14 protein-coding genes are annotated in these 16,582 nt (G+C 43.2%); 5 read left to right on the forward strand and 9 right to left on the reverse strand.

Annotated elements, in window-relative coordinates; genetic code table 11:
- Both nrfA and nrfH read right to left on the reverse strand, forming a co-directional pair.
- Complete coding sequence (gene nrfA, locus RDV52_RS10115) at positions 1 to 1,497, reverse strand: ammonia-forming cytochrome c nitrite reductase (protein ID WP_004363040.1); 1,497 nt, start codon at positions 1,495 to 1,497, stop codon at positions 1 to 3.
- An 11-nt stretch (positions 1,498 to 1,508) separates the two neighbouring features.
- The gene (gene nrfH, locus RDV52_RS10120) at positions 1,509 to 2,114 is read right to left on the reverse strand and encodes a cytochrome c nitrite reductase small subunit (RefSeq protein ID WP_004365665.1); all 606 of its coding nucleotides are present in this window, start codon (positions 2,112 to 2,114) and stop codon (positions 1,509 to 1,511) included.
- Positions 2,115 to 2,343: 229 nt separating this feature from the next.
- Here nrfH and RDV52_RS10125 point away from each other — a divergent pair, with 229 nt between their 5' ends.
- Both RDV52_RS10125 and RDV52_RS10130 read left to right on the forward strand, forming a co-directional pair.
- Positions 2,344 to 3,825, forward strand: coding sequence for a PepSY-associated TM helix domain-containing protein (locus RDV52_RS10125; protein WP_004365664.1), 1,482 nt, complete (start codon positions 2,344 to 2,346; stop codon positions 3,823 to 3,825).
- Complete coding sequence (locus RDV52_RS10130) at positions 3,818 to 4,177, forward strand: DUF488 domain-containing protein (protein ID WP_040556969.1); 360 nt, start codon at positions 3,818 to 3,820, stop codon at positions 4,175 to 4,177. The genes RDV52_RS10125 and RDV52_RS10130 overlap by 8 nt, the downstream gene beginning before the upstream one ends.
- A 355-nt stretch (positions 4,178 to 4,532) precedes the next feature.
- Here the strand turns inward: RDV52_RS10130 and RDV52_RS10135 are convergent, their stop codons facing one another.
- Positions 4,533 to 4,856, reverse strand: coding sequence for a cupin domain-containing protein (locus RDV52_RS10135; RefSeq protein WP_172606459.1), 324 nt, complete (start codon positions 4,854 to 4,856; stop codon positions 4,533 to 4,535).
- Between the two features lie 305 nt (positions 4,857 to 5,161).
- Entirely contained in the window at positions 5,162 to 7,270 is a 2,109-nt protein-coding gene (locus tag RDV52_RS10140; protein ID WP_004365662.1) for a S8 family serine peptidase, read from the reverse strand.
- Positions 7,271 to 7,418: 148 nt separating this feature from the next.
- On the opposite strand from RDV52_RS10140, the gene RDV52_RS10145 reads away from it, so the two are divergent.
- Complete coding sequence (locus RDV52_RS10145) at positions 7,419 to 8,300, forward strand: hypothetical protein (protein WP_004365661.1); 882 nt, start codon at positions 7,419 to 7,421, stop codon at positions 8,298 to 8,300.
- Between the two features lie 138 nt (positions 8,301 to 8,438).
- Here the strand turns inward: RDV52_RS10145 and RDV52_RS10150 are convergent, their stop codons facing one another.
- The 4 genes from RDV52_RS10150 to RDV52_RS10165 all read right to left on the reverse strand — a co-directional run bounded on the left by RDV52_RS10150 (position 8,439) and on the right by RDV52_RS10165 (position 12,113).
- A complete protein-coding gene (locus RDV52_RS10150) occupies positions 8,439 to 9,260 on the reverse strand; it encodes a type II restriction endonuclease (RefSeq protein ID WP_004365660.1) in 822 nt (273 codons plus the stop codon).
- Positions 9,261 to 9,268: 8 nt separating this feature from the next.
- Positions 9,269 to 10,264, reverse strand: a complete 996-nt coding sequence (locus RDV52_RS10155) for a DNA adenine methylase (protein ID WP_004365659.1) — start codon at positions 10,262 to 10,264, stop codon at positions 9,269 to 9,271.
- Between the two features lie 497 nt (positions 10,265 to 10,761).
- On the reverse strand, positions 10,762 to 11,418 hold the full coding sequence (locus RDV52_RS10160) for a radical SAM protein (RefSeq protein WP_004365658.1): 657 nt from the start codon (positions 11,416 to 11,418) through the stop codon (positions 10,762 to 10,764).
- Positions 11,406 to 12,113, reverse strand: coding sequence for a carboxypeptidase-like regulatory domain-containing protein (locus tag RDV52_RS10165; protein WP_040556731.1), 708 nt, complete (start codon positions 12,111 to 12,113; stop codon positions 11,406 to 11,408). The genes RDV52_RS10160 and RDV52_RS10165 overlap by 13 nt, the downstream gene beginning before the upstream one ends.
- A gap of 206 nt (positions 12,114 to 12,319) precedes the next feature.
- Between RDV52_RS10165 and clpB the strand changes: the two genes are divergently transcribed.
- Both clpB and RDV52_RS10175 read left to right on the forward strand, forming a co-directional pair.
- A complete protein-coding gene (clpB, locus tag RDV52_RS10170) occupies positions 12,320 to 14,908 on the forward strand; it encodes an ATP-dependent chaperone ClpB (RefSeq protein ID WP_004365655.1) in 2,589 nt (862 codons plus the stop codon).
- Between the two features lie 339 nt (positions 14,909 to 15,247).
- On the forward strand, positions 15,248 to 15,754 hold the full coding sequence (locus tag RDV52_RS10175; protein WP_004365653.1) for a zinc-ribbon domain-containing protein: 507 nt from the start codon (positions 15,248 to 15,250) through the stop codon (positions 15,752 to 15,754).
- Between the two features lie 25 nt (positions 15,755 to 15,779).
- Here the strand turns inward: RDV52_RS10175 and tsaA are convergent, their stop codons facing one another.
- The gene (gene tsaA, locus RDV52_RS10180; protein WP_004363309.1) at positions 15,780 to 16,466 is read right to left on the reverse strand and encodes a tRNA (N6-threonylcarbamoyladenosine(37)-N6)-methyltransferase TrmO; all 687 of its coding nucleotides are present in this window, start codon (positions 16,464 to 16,466) and stop codon (positions 15,780 to 15,782) included.
- Positions 16,467 to 16,582 lie beyond the last annotated feature (116 nt).

Consider the following 16,582-nt stretch of genomic DNA (forward strand, 5'->3'; position numbering starts at 1 on the left):
TTACATTGGTTTGGTAATGAAGCGTCCATGCTTCTTTGCTGCCTGAATCCATTTAGGAACCACGGTGTTGATGAAGTCTTTCTTCTGAGCTTTAAGTTTCTTCATGTCGAGACCAATGTAAGACTGTGCCTTTTCCTTTGTAGAAATGTCTGGCATTGGAACAGGCTTGCTGTAACCATGGCGTGCAAGAATACGAGCTATTTCAACACGTGCAGTCTGTGCGTAGTCGAGAGACATGGCGAGCAGACGAGTAACCTCTTGTGGTGCATGGAAGCTGGCTCCATGACTTGCTACAGCGTAATCCCAGCGCCATTGGCTCTTGCGCAATGCCTTTAATACTGGCTCCATCTCTTTGGCAGTAGCGCCCTTGTCCCAAGCGAACTTGGCTTCGATATGTGCACGAGACAGTTCTTTCTCCACACGGTTGCGAACCTGAAGCACTTTCTCCTGACGCTCATATACATTCTGCCTTAGTGTCTCTTCACTCTGACGGTGGCAAGTCTGACATGTGCGGCTGATGTTTGCCAATGGAGAAGTAATATGGTGGTCTGTATATTTCACGCCACCTTCTTGAACGTAAGGCATGTGACAGTCAGCACAACTCAGACCACGCTGACCGTGAATACCTTGCTTGAAGAGCTCGTATCCAGGGTGCTGTGCCTTTAAGATCTTTGTTTTAGAAAGTGGGTGTATGTAGTCGTAGAAGCCGATAGAGTCGTAATATTCTTCAGCTGCTTCGCAGGTCAGTCCCTTATCTTGTGGAAACTTAAGATACTGACCGTTGTCCTTTTCAAAGTAATACTCGGTATGGCACTGTGCACAAACCAACGAACGCATTTCTTGATGACTGGCTTTGTTTACATCTTTGCCGGCACGTTGCCATGCCTCATAGAGAGCAGGACGAGCTGGTTTCAGTTCCATCGTACGTGCATCATGACAGTCTGAACAGCCAACGGTGTTCATCATCTCATTTCCCCACTTGCTCCACTTTGCAGCATAGAAAGCATTCTTACCCTTCTCGCGCATCAGGCGGGGAACGTCAGGACCTTTACAAGTCCAACAGGTACCAGGCTGCATGTCGTCTTGCCCATCTACACCAGGCGAACCTGTACGCAAGATTTTGCGTAAGTCTTCAATAGCATGGCGATGCCCGCGAGGAGTATTGTAATCACGAGAGAATGCATAACCAGCCCACAAGATTACCATTTCCGGGCGTTGTTCCAAGACATCAGCCTCTTGTGAAGAATTATATTTACTTACGAAAGAAGTGTCTTCCGTCATCGCCCAGGTTTGGTATTCCCTCGGGAAATCTTCAGCAAACTTCTCATTCTGACTTACAATAGAATCGGTCATCACTACTCGGCGGTTATTAAACACTGAGGCAACTTCTGCGCGACGCTCCAACATAGAAGAACAGAGCATACCGAGAACGAAGATGATAAACATTGCTCCGCCGAAGAGCAACCATCCTTGCCATTTCTTTAATTGTTTAGCCATATTGTTTTATTTTATTTCTTTTCAAGTAAATTTTGTAACCACTGTGGCACTGGAGAAGAAGGAATAGGGGTCTGAGTTTCTGCATTCGGAGTGCTGCTCAATGTATTCATTCCCCCATGGGGAACTTCACGATGGCAGTCCCAGCATGCTTTTCCTGCACCACGTTGTGCTTCCATATAGTCTATTCTTCCAGTGCGCACTACTCTTGTATTGAGCTCTTTGTGGCAGCGAATACAATTATCCATTATAACTTCTGCCGATGCCTCTTCAGCCATTATAGCCTGTCGTTCCGATTTCGTAACAAAATAAGCCACGTGCTTCATACCGTCCATACCTTTAAATAGATATTTAGCAGCAAGGCTTGAATGTGGTACATGGCAATCGTTACACGTTGCATCTCGTCCATGACTGGAATGCGCCCATGTGGCGTAGTAAGGAGTCATAATGTGACAGTTTACACAAGCTGCGGGATCATCGCCTATAAGATAAGTCTGCATTCGCAGAAGATAGAAAAACAATCCTCCTAATCCCACAATCACACCCGACAAGATGAGCGATACCACTTTCTGTCGGTAACTTAACTCGGGAAACCATGATGTAAGCTTTCGCAAATTCATCGTAATTATGTTTATTCTATTATTCTAAATAAAAGTCTTTTCGTGCAAAGATAGTTAAAATAGTACAACTCATCAACAGTTTATCCCTATTTATTAGGATTAAATTATTTAAAAAACGTTTAATCAATTAATATATCATAAAATAACAAATTGGGTAACAAATGTTACCACTTGAGTAAAGCAACATTCGTATTTTTGCTGATTAAGTTCAAAGCAAGTATAAGACTAAATGAAAAAAATGCATCGTTGGTTCGGACTAATACTTTGTCTGTTCCTCATAGGTTTTTGTGTCTCGGGTATTATTTTAAATCACCACGAGTTATTCTCGAGTATAAATGTCTCTCGCTCGCTTATGCCCAACACTTATGAATATAAGAACTGGAATCAAGGTCTGATGCGAGGTACGATTGCGAAAGGAGACAGTGTTATTATATATGGTGAAAATGGTTTCTTTCTTACCGACAGCCTTGGGTCGAACATACGAGACTTTAATAAAGGAATGCCCTCTGGAGTTGAGATGCGCAATATACGGAATGTAACGCGTACTCGTTCGGGTGATATATGGGCTGTGGGAAACTTCCAGCTGTTTCATCTGGAGAATAGTAATGTGTGGGAGACTGTCGAACTGGACGGTCTTGATACACGATTAACTGATGTTACTTCTCGTGGTGATTCTGTAGTGGTGGCATCTCGTAATCATCTTTGGTTATCTCCCAATACGGACAAACCTTTTAGGCAAATACAGCTTCGGGCAGGTACCGACTATGATGGGAAAGTGTCGCTTTTGCGTACAATATGGCTGATACATAGTGGTGCGCTCTTTGGTACTATCGGCAAGATAATAGGCGATGCAGTTGCCATTGTTTTGATAATTCTTAGCATTTCTGGTGTCTGGTTTTTTATTGCCCGTAAATCTCGTGCAAGCAGAACACAGCTAAAAACGTTATATTGGATACATCGACGCATAGGCAGAATAACCATTGTGCTCACCTTGTTTGTAACAATAACAGGCTGGTTTCTGCGTCCGCCTGCAATGATTGCTATTGTTAAAGGTCGTGTACCTGCGCTGCCTCTTTCAGTGCAAAGTTGCGATAATCCGTGGAACGACCAACTGCGTGCTGTCCGCTACGATTTCGCCAAGAAAGATTGGCTCATCTATACTTCTAATGGCTTCTATGTCCTACAGGATCTCTTCTCAACTCCACGACCAGTGAATGGTACACCAAAGGTTAGCTTTATGGGCTTGTCATCATTCTATCAGGTAAAAACAGGTCAGTGGCTCATCGGGTCGTTCAACGGTCTATATTTATGGAATCGTGATGCTCAAGAAGGTGCACCAAGAGTCCTACCAATCGACAAGGACATAACGATGGCAGGATTCAGCAACGATTTCAAAGGCCCCATTCTCATTGATTATTACAAGGGAACAACCTATCCCAAGATGCCTGCCCAATTTAAAGATCTCCCGATGTCGCTTCATATGGCTGCGCTCGAAACCCATACAGGGCGTATCTACACTTTCATAAAAGACGGCAGTAATGTCTTTTATATTGCAATTATTGGTCTGGCGATTGCATGGTGTCTCTGGACGGGCTACTACAGACCACGTAAGAATCGTAACAAGAAAAACAAAGACACAAAGAAGCCTAAGAAGAGACGTCAGCATCTTAGGTTAGAAGAGGATAATGAAATAAATGAAACAAATGAATGAATTAAGAATTAAGCGTATTTATCTTTCACCAGAGGAAGATGATGGTTATCGGCTCCTCATCGACCGTTTGTGGCCACGAGGAATTTCAAAAGTAAAGGCGAGTCTCGATGAGTGGGACAAGACTGTAGCACCTTCAACAGAGCTTCGTGAATGGTTCGGACACAAGGAAGAGAACTTTCCCGAATTCGAGAGAAAGTATCGTATAGAATTAGACAACAACCCAGATGCAGCAAATTTTGCACAACATGTTAAAAAGCTTCTTAAAACAGGCAACGTAACATTGCTGTATGGAGCCAAGGACGAAACTTGCAATCAGGCTGTTGTTCTTAAGACTTGGGTATTAAGTAAGTAAGACAGAAAGAATTAAATATAAAACCAAGTCTGTAGGATATAAGTATTAAGACGTAACGAAGTGTCTTCACCACATAAAAGATTAGATATCTCAAACCCACAAATTAGATATCTAACACGCTCGTTTCAGATATCTGTCACGCACGAATTAGATATCTGTTTTTATAACGCCCTTCGAGAGGCTTTGAAAAGTATATAAAAATAGTAGATAAACGGTATAATAATCGATTTCGGCTAAACTGCATAACAACAATATGGACGAAAAGAATAATACATATCAGTTAATGCAAAACAAGACCATCTTGAAAAGATAGTCTTGTTTTGCATTAAGTCGTTGTTGAGAATAATAGTCTGTTTTATCCTCTCACCATTGTAATTATCATCTTAAAGCGTTGCTCAGCTTTCACAGAATGGAGCGCACCAGCTGGAATGATGAAGCTCTCTCCAGCCTTAATGTGGTTGTCTGTACCCTCCACATTGAGTACCATCTCTCCATCTATAACCTGAATAAACGCATCGAAAGGTGCAGTGTGTTGCGAAAGTCCCTGCTCCGCGTCGAAGCTAAAAAGTGTAACGCTACCAGCATTGTTATGAATTAACTCTTTGCTTACTACGCCACCATCAGTATAATCTACCAATTCGTTGGCATTGAAAATTTTTCCTTTTTCAAATTTCATAATCTCTTCTCTTTATTTTGTTGTCATTATTAATCTTCAACAAACTTACAATATGTATGCCATATTAAGATAACAGCCGAACAAAAAGTAGTGTCCTAAAAAATGTGTAAGTTCTTTCTTTGTTTTTATTCATTCTTCTTTCTTCTGCTTCCAGAATTTCCATTGATAAATCTTCCTGGCATATGTTGTTTCTGTCTCTTCCATGGCAACACTTGTCAGGAGGAAAAAATCGGTGCGTGAAAAAGACGCTTTTTATCTTGCTGAAACAACGTCGTACCAGCAAAGAAATAAAAGGAATTTTGCGTTGCTTAATGCTTTACAAACTTCTGATGATTGCGAACGTATATGCCACGTGGCAATTTGGCTTCGGAAGTTCCCGCATAGCGTCCGTCAAGATGGTAAATGCGCTTGTCGCTCTCAGACGGTTGAATACTTTCATGTTGCGTAATGCCTGCCGCAGCCATTTGCAAAACCTCTTTCAGACCTTCATATACATTTATTTCGCCATAGCCATACCAATTGTTCGGATAGGCCAGTGCCGTGTCGTAACGCGTGCACGTCTTGCGAAACACCTCCAAGCAATCCTGCGGTGTAAGGCGAGGGTACGCCTGAAGCCACAAGGCAATGGCACCGGCGACGACCGGCGACGACATTGATGTGCCGCTGTTGGCGTTCCAAGCATAGGTTCTGCCATTGTGTTCAAAGTGCTTTACATCTGATGCCAACGGTGCTCCTGCATTCTTCGGATTCATTATGAAATAACTGCTGTAAGCCGAAACGACATTCTGTCCCGGTGCCATCACATCGGGTTTGGTTCGCCCATCTATGGTCGGACCGACACCGGAGAACGATGTCCGCCGTCCGTCAGTGCCTTTGTCGTAGTCTTTCCATTCGCCTAAATAGTTCAGAAAGCCTCGTCTGTAAGCCGTTGCTCCTACCGAAATAACGCTTGGCGCACTCGACGGCGAGTGAATGCTGTAACTATTATCGCCCATCTTTAACATCGGATTTTGGTCGTGTGGTGGCAGGAACCCCCTTATGCGATAAAGGTCTATCGTTGCTTCGCTACTTGCAAATTCTATCGAAACAGGCACATCGTATCCTAAATTAGGGCGACTTGCAAGGCGAATATCGTAAACCACGTCTTCCGCTTTATAACTTGACGGATAGCCAAGAACACGCCATTCGTACATCTGACTGCCTATCTTAACGGAATCAATCAGCAAGGAGTCTTTGCAAGCAAGCACCTTCTCCATTGGTATTTCAACGACTTGGGCGGTAGGACTGTTGGCGGGAACTTTCATTCGGAATACGAACGGCTTGTCGGTCTTAGCCGTAAAGTAGGCACTTTCGCGGTTTCCCCACAACAACGATTCTATATTCGGAATGCCTTTGGGCTTGTGCACATAGTTTATCCAATCGGCATCGTTGCCTGCTGAAGCAACGATGATATGCCCTGCACCTGTCATTTTGTCGAGCATTTCGTAGTATAGTTGGTCGTAACCGTGGAAATCCTGATGCCCACCCTCGCTAAAGTTAATCACACAGGGCTTGCCTTGGCTGTCGGCATAGTCGAAAATATACTTAAAGCCCAACGCATCGGTGGCGTAGGTGTACTTGTAATAGTCTTCCTTGTCGATGAGTTCGATATTATCGCCTGCAGCATTTGCCACCATAATAATATCTGCTTCGTAGGCTATACCACGATATGGGCTTGTCTTGCCCGCTCCTTCTGCCCCACTTCCGGCTGCTATTCCTGCCGTATGTGTGCCGTGCGTCTGCGTAAGACCGTCTAAAGGATGCCCTATCTGCAATAGTTCTGCCGTACCACGGTAGTCGCGCCCCACTGGCAACGTGCTGCCCTGCGTGTCTTTCGACAGTTGGTCCCAAAGGGCTTTGATGCGGTATTCCGTCATATCGGCATTGTAAAAAGTTGGGTGAGTCAGGTCGAAGCCAATGTCTTGCACTCCTACCACGACACCCTTACCCGTGTATGCCTGTGGCAAGCCTTGTCCGCTGTACACCGGCAAGGCATTCACCATTGTTACGGTAGTGTCCATTTGCACCCTATTGCCATTGCCTGCTTCTATTCGCAATACGTTCCTTTCGTTTGAAAGACCTGCCAATTGGTTCAGGGGAATAGACAATATGTATATATCGTCTGCCTTTGCAAGCTGCCGACAGCCGTACTTCTCTATCGTATTCTCGGCATTGCTGCTAAACTTTGCAAATGCAGTGATAGTGGGCTGAAACTTCTTCGGACTGACCGAATTTACCTGCCTGCTTTGTCGAATGGCATCGGTGGCAGCTTCACGCACCAGCGGCGACATCTTCGTGTAGTCGGGACGCTGTGCAAAACTGCCCAATACAAATAATAAAAGTACTTGCAAAAGGAGTATTTTCTTCATATTATTCATTGCCTGTTGTTATCTATTCTTCTTGCAAAGAAAAGAAAAAAAAACCGAATTAAGCAAATATTCACAATATTTCAAACTGTATTTACGTTTCTCTTAACATAGTCCCCAATATATAATAATTTCAAAACAAACATTTAAAACTATCGAAATGGAAACTAAAAAGTTATACCCTTGGCGCACAATCGCTTCTTTCCTGCTTGTTCTTCTCTCAATGCCGTTAGGGCATGCACTTATGATTATCATGGAAAAGACAATGTCTGAAAGTGCCGTTCATACTGCAGGCTTCTTGTTAGGACTTGTTGGTTTGATAATGGTTATAGTGGGTGTGTTCGTGAAAGGAGACACACGACAAACCCTTTGGGGCTTCATCGGTGGCTTGCTGTTTTGGACAGGGTGGGTGGAATTTTTGTTTATGTACTACGCCCGTCGCTATGGTGTGCCACCGGAAATAGAGAATAATGTTGTTGTTACCAAACCCGAATACTTGATTATGCCTGCTTCGTTCGGTATGTGGGCAGCTATTATGGTGATGTATATATTCTCAACACGCAACGGTTGCGACTTTATAACATGGATTCAGCGCAAATGTTTCGGCAAAAAACAACGCACCATCTGTGCACAACCCATGACACGCCACACCAGCATCGTTACTTTTATGGAAACAATCATGATGCTTTGGGGACTGTATCTGCTACTGATGTTCTGCTACGATAAGAGTTTCTTGGGCGATCACCACCCTGTAACCTTCCTTGTGGGCTTCGGTTGCTTCATAGGTTCGCTGTTTATGTTTAAACGACAGCTGCATTTGGCATCGTGGGGAGCCAACATTCGCATGTCTATTGCTACTGTTATCGTGTTCTGGACACCCGTGGAAATACTCGGACGCATCAACTTTTTCAAAGAGTTTTGGGTTGAACCAGAGAAATACGCCTGGCAAATGACGCTTATATTGCTTGCGTTCATTGTGCTCGGAGTTTACCTTTGGATTAAGGGAACTAAACGAAAAGCAAAAAAGAACCAAAGCAATTAAACTAAGAAAACAAAGAGATTAAAACACAATAACCGCCTCGACAAATCTTTTCGAGGCGGTTATTATGTTTTTGTTTATATCCCTATACGCTAAACAAGACAAGAGTTTATCAGCCAAACCTTCTGAAACAGCTTTGATTTACTTAATCAAATCAATGAAATTAGAAACACTTGTAAGATTATAAACACTTGGAATGATGCTGTAGGCTTCTTGAAGTTTATTCTTTGCAGACCTCCAACCGACCCCATCAGTAATCCAAACGAACTCGAAACCTTCAACAGAATTAATCTTCAGAGCTATATCTGAATAAGAACGAGCAACCTCGTTAAGCTTAGAACCACCGCCACTATAGAAATTAACCTCAATGAGATAGGTCTTTTCCAGAGTTTCAATAACAAAGTCAAAACGCTTCTCGTCATCACCAAGTACAGCCTGCAAGTCAGTCCATTCAGTAGAATAGACTTCCTTACGATAAGTTATATCGTTGTCTGAAAATATCTTTTCAACCACATTTTCCATTACAACTCCACTTCTATTTTTGCGAGCATTGGTATCAAGACCAGTCTCAATACCAAATACATAATCTACCAAATCTTTGATTTTACGCTCTCTAAAGATTTCAGCAAGACCTGTGCCTTCAAGGTATTCAATTACGCCATCAACACTTTCAAACAGCCTATTAAGAAAAATACATTCACCCTTGGAATTTAGAACTTTCCTTTCTCCTTTGCTGCGAACTGCAATAAGAATGTCCATAATGCTGAAAGCTGTTTTATCACGATGCCAAATTGCTTCTACGCTCTTGCGAAGGTCGGTCGTACCAATAAGGCTGTTCAACATACAAAGGCTCAACTTGATATTATCAACATTATTGGAAATCTTTTTGAAATCGCAGAAGAAATTCAATGTTTGGTTTGTCTCTTGAAGTTGAGACATGAATTGTTCAAAGTTCTTTTCCATAGTTTTCGTTATGAAGATAGTGCTTTCTTTAAACCATAGTTGTTTGTCGCATCTCTTTCCGCCACATATTCAGGTTCTAACATAAAGTTGTCTGCATAAGCATTAGCCTTGGTATTTAAATAGTTATGCACCAATATCTCTGTCAGTTTACCTCTTTTCTGCGAATTAGAGTTAATGCTTCGGGCAGCCCAGACCCGCTCAATCTTATATGCACCATAAAGAACATCGAAGAAATTGTCGGTTTCGTCCTTTCCTTTACAATCAGAATTACTGAGCATGAACTTATAGCCAGCTGCATCAATCCTATCGCAAAATTCCTTCAGACGAGCTTGCGCATCATCATTGAATGCCTCTTTGGTATAATTATTAAAACTCGAAGTATCGCTCAACGGGCGATAGGGAGGATCGAAATAAAAGAATGTATCGCCATGAGCATGGGTAAATGTTGCTTCAAAATCGCCTGTCAAAATCTCTACACGCTGAAGTAAAGTACTGTCTTTGCGTATGGTATCAGGATCGCAAATAGTTGGATTGGCGTATTTTCCAAAGGGAACATTAAACAAACCTTTCTTATTTACCCTGTAAAGACCATTGAAACAAGTGCGATTCAAAAAGAAAAACATAGTTGTATTCTCTATCGAATCCAGATTTTTTTGATTGTATCGAGCACGCGCAGCCATAAAGAACGCCTTGCGTTCTTCTTCGGTATCAAGCGATAAATAAGCGATTTCTACCTGCCCAAGCGATTTTATAAGTTCTTCGGGGGTATCGCGAACAACCTGATAACAAGTCGTTAAATCTGAGTTAATATCATTAATTACAGCATGCTTGATATTTGGATACCGTTGCAACATGTAGAAAAGCATAGCTCCACCACCTACGAAAGGTTCAATATAGGTAACATTCTTCCATCTGCTAAAGTCAGCCGGAAGTTGTGCATCTAATTGTTCGATAAGTTGGCTTTTACCACCCACCCATTTAATAAAAGGTCTTGCTTTTGCCATTTCTCATCTTCAAATACCCTCTAAAGGTGTTTATTAATATTCACTATTACTTTAATTCAGTCGCAAAGTTATAAAAAAAGTAATAAATAATCATGCCTTTTTCTTATGAAATACAGTTCTATATTTATCGTAAAGATATTTTTAGATGGCTCAATTGAAGATTATCCTTAAATTTATTACATCGTTTATCTACCACAAGATATTGACAAACAAACTTCAGATTGTAATAAACTAAGAATCAAGCAAGTAGAAAAGACTGTCTAAAAGAGGTTGTTTTGCGAGGTGAAAACGGCTGTTTTACCTTACAAAACAGCCTCTTTTGCAATACCAAAACGCAGCTATTATCTTTTGGCAGGACTATCTTTACAAAATTAATGCTATTTTTCACGTTCCATTCTGCAAGCAATAGGGGTATGGTTTATCATCTTTCGCATATCCACATTGCCACTTTTGGAAATCTGTCGCCTTGTAATAAAGGGTATTAGGAACACGATAAATCATGCCCCTATGCTGTTGCTGCATTGTTCGTTGCACACATGTTTCACGCTATACCTAAACTTATCGAAACGATGGAAGCCCATATCTTCTACTCGTTGTTTGCTTTCGTCTTGTGCAATCTCCGTATTATAATAAGGTATAAGGGGTAAACGAACGAGTGTTTTCTCTGCATATCCGTTTTCTACAAGCCACTTTAAGTTGTGTGCTACAACCTTGTTGCTTTGCATGGTGTAGGCTTTGTAGGTTTGTTCGTCCATATCTTTGACATCGACAATGAATTCCCTGACAAGCGGTGCAACCATTTCCAACTGCTTCAAAGGCACGTTCAACGATGTTTCCAATATGATGCTCCACTCGGGATTCATTATTTTTGCAAACTCAACGATGAACTCGCTGCGCAATAAAGGCTCGCCACCACCAAAGCAAATGCCTCCACCAGTTGCCACGAAATAAAGGTCGTCTATCTCCACCTCGCTGTAAAGTTCGCTCGGTGTAATGGTTCTCAACACACCATCGGGCGACAAGCATTGCGGATTTAAACAGTATTTGCAATACAACGGACAGCCGTGGAAAGCCACAAGAGTAGTTACGCCCTCACCATCGGTGGTTAAACGGTGGCTATCGATGCCGATTATGGGTGCCTTTACTTCTTGCATTTCTTCTTGTGCGACGTGTATTTGGGTGTTGTACGGTTATAAACATCATCGCGTGGACTTGTTGTTATTCCGCCTACAGCGGGCATTTCGCCTTGCATAACGAGTTCATCGTTTTCTAAAGCTACGGTTCTATTTCTCGCGTCTAATAGGTCTTTTGCCTTAACCATCTTGTCTTTACACCCAACAAACGATATTTTCAAATTTGTTTCTCGAGGCACTTTCACTGCAAAATAACCATCTATGTCGCTTATCGTCCCTTTGGTTGTGCCCTGAAGAATTACTGAAGCTCCTGGTATAGGTTCTTTATCATCATCAAATATCAAACGGGCACGCACCACAATTGCATCTTCTGCTCCGTCAGAAAGGTCTTTTACAGCAATACTGTCTAAAGCATTAACTTGCGGAACAGGCTTTTTAAAATTGTCTTGTTTTATGTTATGAGCCACATCTTGTATAGGAACAACCATTACACACAAGCCAGCTGCAACTCCGCCCACCTTTACGGCAAAGCCATTGCGTTGCTTTCGTTTGAGTTCACCCTCTAAATAGCGCACTTCTGCTTCGCATGCAGGGCACGTTCCCTTGCATTCGCCTTCATAATTGCACTCTTTCGGAGCGTAACGAATACCGTTTGCATCGGCAATTCTCCGGCGAATATCTTTCAAAAACTTACAAGTTGATTTACCTTTATTCATAAGTCGCATTCCTTTAAAAGTCTTTCGGTTCCTCCAACAAGAGGCTATCTTCCGACGGTAAAATTATAAATAATATCTCAAAATACAAAGAAATAGCGGCAAAATAAACAACAGGACCTCGATATTCTGACAATTTGGCAGAGCCTTTTAATTAGGAATATTATTTGATATTATAAGAATAAACATAAAAACAAAAGGAAAAAGCAATGACATTAGACAAATTTACAATTAAAGCACAAGAGGCTATCCAAGCCGCAATAGACTTGGCAAGCCGCAATGGGCAACAAGTAATCGAGCCATTGCACATTCTTGCCGGCATAATGGAGAAAGGAAAGGACGTAGTGAACTACCTCTTCCATAAGTCAGGCATTAATCTGCAAATAGTAGAAAGTGCAGTGCAAAGCGAGATTACCCACTTGCCCAAGGTGTCAGGAGGCGAACCTTATCTTTCTCCCGATGCCAACAAAGTAATACAGACAACGATGGACGAGTCGCAGAAAATGGGCGACGAGTTCGTGAGCATAGAGCCTTTGTTGCTTGCTCTGCTAAAAGTGAATTCTTCAGCAAGCCGTATTCTAAAAGATGCAGGCTGTACCGAAGAAATAATGAGGGCAGCAATTAAGGAACTAAGACAAGGTTCGAAAGTACAAAACCAAAGTGGCGACGAGAACTATCAGGCTTTATCAAAGTATGCACGCAACTTGGTTGAATACGCTCGGTCGGGAAAGCTCGACCCAGTAATAGGTCGCGACGAGGAAATACGCCGCGTATTGCAAATTCTTTCACGAAGAACGAAGAACAATCCTATACTTATCGGCGAACCGGGTACGGGTAAGACCGCCATTGTAGAAGGCTTGGCAGAACGTATAGTACGGGGCGACGTGCCAGAAAACCTGAAAGACAAGCAACTCTACTCGTTGGATATGGGTGCGTTGGTAGCAGGCGCGAAGTACAAAGGCGAGTTCGAGGAACGACTGAAAGGTGTCGTCAAAGAGGTAACCAACGCTGAAGGCAACATCATTCTCTTCATCGACGAAATCCACACGCTCGTCGGAGCAGGTGGCGGAGAGGGTGCAATGGACGCTGCCAACATTCTGAAGCCAGCCCTTGCACGAGGCGAACTGCGTGCCATCGGTGCGACAACGCTCAACGAATATCAGAAGTACTTCGAGAAAGACAAGGCACTCGAACGTCGTTTCCAAACAGTAATGGTAGACGAACCGAGCGAGATAGACGCCATTTCAATACTTCGTGGATTGAAAGAACGCTACGAGAACCACCATAAAGTGCGTATTCAGGACGATGCCTGCATTGCTGCCGTCAAACTATCCGAACGTTACATCTCTGACAGATTTCTGCCCGACAAGGCTATAGACCTGATGGACGAAGCCGCAGCAAAGCTTCGCATGGAGCGCGATTCGGTTCCTGAAGAGTTAGACGAGATTACGCGCCGGCTGAAACAGCTGGAAATAGAGCGCGAAGCCATCAAGCGCGAAAACGATACCGACAAGATTGCACAGTTGGACAAGGAGATCGCCGAACTGAAAGATCAGGAAACGAGTTTCAAGGCTAAGTGGGAAGGCGAGAAAAACTTGGTGAACAAAATACAGCAAGACAAGGAAGAGATTGAGCATTTGAAGTTCGAAGCCGACAGGGCAGAACGCGAAGGCAACTACGAACGTGTGGCTGAAATTCGTTATTCACGGTTGAAAGCGTTGGAAGACGATATAAAGAACATACAGAAACAGCTGCAAGCAACACAAGGCGGCGAAGCCATGATAAGAGAGGAGGTTACTGCCGAAGACATTGCAGAGGTGGTAAGCCGATGGACAGGAATTCCTGTTACAAGAATGTTGCAAAGCGAACGCGACAAGCTGCTACACCTCGAGGAAGAGCTGCACAAGCGTGTCATCGGACAAGACGAGGCTATCAGTGCCGTTGCCAATGCTGTCAGACGTTCTCGTGCAGGCTTGCAAGACCCCAAGAAACCTATCGCATCTTTCATCTTCCTCGGCACAACGGGTACTGGTAAAACCGAATTGGCAAAGGCATTGGCAGAATACTTGTTCAACGACGAGACGATGATGACGCGTATAGACATGAGCGAGTATCAGGAAAAGTTCAGCGTATCGCGCCTCATCGGAGCGCCTCCGGGGTACGTCGGTTACGACGAAGGTGGACAATTGACCGAGGCTGTTCGACGCAAGCCGTACTCTGTAGTTTTGTTCGATGAAATAGAAAAGGCACACCCCGACGTGTTCAACATTCTGCTGCAAGTGCTCGACGACGGTCGGCTGACCGATAATAAAGGACGTGTGGTAAACTTCAAGAACACCATCATCATCATGACGTCTAACCTTGGGTCGCAATATATCCAGCAGGAATTTGCCAAACTCACGGACAACAACCGACAGGAGATTATCGACAATGCACGCAACACCGTGATGGATATGCTGAAACAGACCATTCGTCCGGAGTTCCTGAACCGCATCGACGAAACGATAATGTTCCTCCCACTCACGCAAAGCGAGATAGCACAGATTGTAACCTTGCAGCTTAAGCGTGTGGAAGCAATGCTTGCACCACAAGGATTTACACTGAAATGGACCGACAGCGCAGTAGATTATCTTACCAAGGTAGGCTACGACCCAGAGTTTGGTGCCCGCCCTGTGAAGCGAGCTATACAACACTACGTGCTGAACGACCTCAGTAAAGCAATCCTTGCAGAAACCGTAAGTCGGGAAAAGCCTGTCATCATCGACGACTTCGGAGAAGGATTGGTATTCCACAATTAATGATTATAGGTAAGCTCTATGCCTCCTTTGACCTCTATAACACATAGAGTCCTCATATATTCTAAAACATTGACCGCCCTACTCGTACAGAGGAAGGGCGGTTTTGTTTTATATTCCACAAACTACAACAAGACAGAAACAATGATACTGTTAGGCGTTTATCCCATACATAAATTCTAAGAACATACCTAAAAACTTCCATTTTATTTTGATTAATCTGCAAATTAACGTACCTTTGCGATGTTTCCGACTATCTAAACGAGCAATATTCAACTTTGCATAGACTTTAGTATAACAGAAAGAAAACTTAAAAAGAATGAATAAAAGAATAGGAACAATATGAAATGTAAGAACTGCCACACGGAAGTGAATGAAAACGAACAGCAATGTCCTAATTGCGGTGCACCTTTACACGACGACTGCAACGAACCTACCATTAGTCGTGGGTTGGTAGTATTCATCGTTATCGGCACCGTATTTCTTGTAGGTTATGGCTTTTTCTACTATTTCAACCACATGCACGACCCTAAATATACGCTTACTTCGATAGAGCCAGACTCTAATTTGGCTGAGAAAAATACAGTTAAGATCGATACGATTGCACTTGGTACGCTTGACAAGGATTCGTTAGATAAAGAGGAAGCGAAGCAAGCAGAGAAAGTGCTGAACAGCATTCGGGGGAAACGAAACAAGAATAACAGCAGGAACAAAGAACAAAAACAAGACGAAGAAGCGTCTCCTGTAACTGTGCCTTCCAACCCAGACGACGGCAACACTGCACCCGACGTTACACCTATTGCGCCTACTGTCGCGAAGCCACATGTAGAGAAAATAGAGGTGAAATAACGAATAGCGCAACACAAAGAAGTGGTTACACTATCACTTCCAGAACTATACAACGTCCGTTTTCTACCCGAAAGCGGACATCTTTGTTTCCAAACGCCATGCCGTAAACACGATTGGCATCGTGCTGATAGTGTGGACGTGGGTCTTGGGCAAGCACTTCCGATAATGCCTTTATTTCGTTCTGATTGAAGAAATCGCCTATGTTATCGGGCAATTCTACATCTAAAGATTGCCAAATGCTTGAATCGGTATATCCACCACGTGCTTCTATGTGTGCATCGGCGTATGGCAAATAAGGCTTGACATCGTAGATAGGCGTTCCGTCCATAAGGTCTGCTCCCGAAACTTCTATGACACCATCTTTGCCAATATTTACTATGCGCACCGATGACAAGCCCAAACCGTTCGGGCGGAAAGGCGAACGTGAAGCAAACACCCCTACCCTTTCGTTGCCTCCCAAACGTGGCGGACGCACCATAAGGCTGTCGTCCTCATTCCACTTCTTACCTCCAACAGGTTCGTTCGCCGAGAAACCCCATATCAACCAAACATAATCGAAACCTTCCAAGCCACGCAAGGCATCTTCACTGCTGAATTTCGGTTCAAAAACAATGCGTCCTCTCAACTCGCTTACCAATCCGCTTTGGCGCGGAATACCAAACTTTGTGGTAAACGGAGAACGAAAATAAGCTATCGGTTCTATTTCTTTCATACCACAAACTTACATAAAAAAACGCAAAAACAAATACACAGCTCAATAATTATTGCATTTTTTATTGACAACTAATACAGCCTTTGCTATTTTTTACTTATCTTTGCGACTGCATT

Source organism: Prevotella nigrescens, assembly GCF_031191185.1.
GTDB classification, from domain to species: domain Bacteria; phylum Bacteroidota; class Bacteroidia; order Bacteroidales; family Bacteroidaceae; genus Prevotella; species Prevotella nigrescens.